This window comes from Actinacidiphila yanglinensis (genome assembly GCF_900107965.1).
GTDB classification, from domain to species: domain Bacteria; phylum Actinomycetota; class Actinomycetes; order Streptomycetales; family Streptomycetaceae; genus Actinacidiphila; species Actinacidiphila yanglinensis.
In genome coordinates this window covers 1-3,691 of the sequence record NZ_FNVU01000041.1, presented here as the reverse complement: position 1 = coordinate 3,691, position 3,691 = coordinate 1, and the positions used below count along the sequence as shown (strand labels likewise).

Genomic DNA, 3,691 nt, shown 5'->3' with positions numbered 1-3,691 from the left:
CCGGTCATCCGCCCTGCACGGTCAGGGAGTCGGCGTTCCGCCGGGCCGTCCCCTCACGCAGCAGCTCCTCGAAGTCGCGTACCGCGCTCCGCTCGGCGAAGGCCCGCAGCTGGTACCGGACCCGCTTCAGGTACTCCACGCCCAGCCCGGACCGGACGCGGGCGAGCACGCCCACCGCTTCCGTGGCGGTGTCGCACGCCTCGTCCACCTCGCCGGCCTGGATCTGCGCGGTCGCGAGCAGCAGCAGGTTGATCGCGCGCCGGCGCACCCGGTGCTCCGGGGTGCCGATGATCGCCTCCTCGGCGTGGCGTACGGCGAGCCCGGGGTGCCGCAGATCGACGTAGCAGTGCGCCAGTTCGCCGGCGAGGCGGGCGCGGTCGAAGTGTGCGATCCAGTCGGGTTCGCGGTCCGGCACGGATCTGTCCATGGCCTGGAGCGCCCGTCCCGCCGCGAGGCTGCAGGACTGGCGGTCGCCGAGCAGCGCGTACCCGCGTGCCTCGGCGGCATACAGGCACGCCTCCAGTGCGGGGGTGATGTTCCTTCTGGCGCCTTCCTGGGCGGTGCGGGCGAGTTGCGTCACCTCCTGCGGGTAGCCGAGTTCGGCTGCCAGGTGGCTCATCCCCGCGGCCAGCACGTAGGCCCCGTAGCGGCGGTCGTCCGCGGCCTGGGACAGTCGCAGGGCCTGGATGTAATAGCGCTGGGCGAGGGCGGGTTTGCGGCTGTCGGCCGCCATGGAGCCGGTCAGCTTGGTTAACCGCGCGGCGGCTGCGGACAACTGCGGTCCGACGTCGCCGCCGTAGGAGCCCTTGAGCATGCGGGAGACGACGGTGTCGAGGTAGTGCACGGCGAGCGGTCGGACGTGTTCGCTGCCGTAGAAGTGGTCGAGGTCGGCGATGTACGGGGTGACCCGGGCGACCAGTTCGGCGTCGTCGGAGGTGACGGGCTGGTCCCCGATGTGGGCCACCTCGCGGTCCGGTACGGCGATCAGCCAGTCCCGGCTGGGCGCGAGCAGCGTCGAGATGGCCAGTCGCGATCCGGTGTGGAGGTTGCGGCGGGTGGCGTCGCCGCGCCACAGGCCGGTCGCCTGGTCGATTGCCTCCTCCAGGGTCGCTGCGAAGGCCAGGCCGATCTCGGACGCGTTCGGTTCGCGGTTGCGCGCCATGCCGACCTCTTCCACCGACACCTCGCGCCCCAGCTTCCGGCTGAGCACGCGGGCGATGATGGAGGGCGTCGCGCCGCGCGGTTGCTGGCCCCTCAGCCAGCGGCTGACGGACGTCTTGTCGTAGCGCAGGTCGAGGCCGCGTTGGGCACCGTCCTGGTTGACCCGGCGCGCCAATCCGATGTTGGAACAACCGGCCTCGCTGATGAGGGCCTGCAGCCGCTCGTTGGGCGGGCGAGTGACGATTCGTCGAGCAGCCATTCGGGTGCGTCCTCCTGGAAGTTGTGACTGGTATGTGACAGAAGAATATGCGAAGCGAAAATGCCCGTGAATCTGACAGTCATTTTTACGACCGAGGGTCTCATCAGCGCCCGCCGCAGGGGCCGACGGGATCGTCTGTTGGGCGCGCTGGGTGCTCGCGTATATGTGGTTGAAGATCGCGTGGGCCGAGTGGCTGGTGTCATGGGGGGCGGCGAGCGGCTGAGATATGCCTGCCGACTGTGATTGATGAGGTTGGAAATGTCGGCCATCGGGATTTGTGGGTCTGGAGCGAGTGTGCGAATGAATAGTCAGTACAGGAGCAAACGAGCGAGCGGATGCGACCTTGGGTGAGCGCGTTTCCGCGTCTTCCTATGGCGGTGCTCGACGCCTGATGGTGCGCCAAGAGATACGCAGTGCGAGACGTTGTGACCGTGCTTCGGGGCTACACGAAATTTCCGCCCGCCAACCTGGCTGCACTGTCCATCGAGTCCAGATTCCGACAGAGCGGTAAGGGAGTTACAAAATCTGCACGTGCATATTCCGTTGACCGGCTGCCGTCAGGCGCGCGGGGGCTGGACGCGCTCGCAGCGTCCCGTCGGATCGGTCTAGCGGTCACGCCAACGGGCAAGGCTGACGCGGTGCCGTTCGGCCCAGGGGGCAATCCCGAGCAAGAACGACCGCCACACCTTATCGGTATCCCATGTGGTGTTCAAGTAGAAGTATTCCTCGGTCAAGAAAATTTGACGCTTCATCATATTGATGAGATTTCCTTGGCGGCGCATCTGTTATGCGGAATGATGTCCCGATAAATTGCCGCCCCGTGTGTGGGTTTGTTGCGCTGACGGGCCCAGGTCAGCAGGTGGATCCGACGAAGTCCCGGAAATTCCGAATCGGATGGAGTGCTCGCAGATCGTCTCGATCTGGGCTGGCGGCGCAGAGGCCCGGAAGTCGGCGGGCGGCGGGTCGTCGCCGGGTCCAAGCGGACACTGGGTCGATGCTGGCGGGGAGATGTGGGTCGGCCCGTGGGTCGGCCCGCCCACCTCCTCTGGGTTTCCCAGGGAGAGGGGGAGCTGCGCATCCCGGGGGGAGGCCGAGCGGAAAGGGACTTCAATCCTAAGTCGTCCCGTATGGCGTTTGGTTCGGTGACCGAGCAGGCTACGGAGTGCAGTCCCGTTAGCCGCCGAATGGGGAGAGCGCCGCCCAGCCCAAGGGGCGCAGTTTTCTGCATGATAGGCTATTGACGTCGCGTCAACTATCTGGCTGCCGACGCCCAGGTGAGGCTCTCCACCTCTTCAGTCGCGTGTTGGCGGGAAACGGGTGTGAGATTTCGAAGATTTTCACTGGCGCTCGGGTACGCCAAATCGACGCCGAACGGGGGTCCCCATGATTCCCATTCGACGTCGACGGCGAATCGAGTTAATTGATCAGGCAGAGGTTCCCCGCGGTGCCGGACAGCACGCTTGCGCCAGCCGGCGTGTGGTTGGCGCAGTTGTTCAGTGGCTCGGACGCGACGGTGGCGACAGGTGCCCCGGACAGAAATCCAGGACTATTGAATCCTACGGCCGTCGCATGGTTGTCCGCGACAGCAGTTCCGGCGCCGACCATCATCAGGCCGCCGACGGCGACCACGGCGAGTGGGATTTTCCGCGCAATGGACATCTGAGAATCCTTCGTGTGAGCTATTTCGCAGCGCTGCCGGTGATGACAGCCAACCGGATAACGAAGGGAATGCCGGAGCTGTCACGCTTCCGGTCGCCAATCACTGGGCTGGCGGGTGGTACAAACTCGGTCGCGCACGAAATGCTCTTTTTCCTGCGGAGCTGCGAATGCATCGGTCGGGCTTGCCGGATCAGGGTCGCGGGCAGCGACCGGCCCCGACCGACAGCCTTCGCGGGGTCGGGGCCGGCGTACTTGCGCTTACATGACGGTCTGGACGTTGATGGGAGAGGTGGAGACGTTGATGTTGGTGCTGCCGCCGTAGACCGCTGTGAGGTTGTGGGTGCCGACCGCCAGGGTGCTGGTGGTGAGGGTGGCGGTTCCGCCGCCGAGGGTTCCTGTGCCCAGGAGGGTCGCGCCGTCGAAGAAGCTCACCGTGCCGGTGGGAGTTCCCGCGCCCGGGGGCGCAATGGCGACGGTCGAGGTCAGGATGACCGCCTGCCCGAAGGTTGAGGGGTTCGGGTTCGAGGTGAGGGTTGTGGTGCTGTTGGCCTTGTTCACCGTGGAGTTGATGGTGGGTGAGGTGGAGGTGTTGAAGCTCGTGCTGCCGTTGTA

The 3,691-nt window shown here is 65.9% G+C and carries 3 protein-coding genes; all 3 read right to left on the bottom strand.

Annotated features, from left to right (window positions below):
* Positions 1-4: 4 nt before the first annotated feature.
* On the bottom strand, positions 5-1,420 hold the full coding sequence (locus C4U44_RS40940; protein ID WP_235032725.1) for a transcriptional regulator: 1,416 nt from the start codon (positions 1,418-1,420) through the stop codon (positions 5-7).
* Between the two features lie 1,416 nt (positions 1,421-2,836).
* Positions 2,837-3,079, bottom strand: coding sequence for a chaplin (locus C4U44_RS41380; RefSeq protein WP_146088471.1), 243 nt, complete (start codon positions 3,077-3,079; stop codon positions 2,837-2,839).
* A 258-nt stretch (positions 3,080-3,337) separates the two neighbouring features.
* Positions 3,338-3,691 (bottom strand): Ig-like domain-containing protein (locus tag C4U44_RS40935; RefSeq protein ID WP_146088470.1); only part of this gene is annotated, 354 nt, incomplete at its 5' end.

What these genes read in the sequence shown, in the direction of transcription:
- C4U44_RS40940 (WP_235032725.1), bottom strand. Translation starts at nt 1,420, where the DNA reads ATGGCTGCTCGACGAATCGTCACTCGCCCGCCCAACGAGCGGCTGCAG.
- C4U44_RS41380 (WP_146088471.1), bottom strand. Translation starts at nt 3,079, where the DNA reads ATGTCCATTGCGCGGAAAATCCCACTCGCCGTGGTCGCCGTCGGCGGC.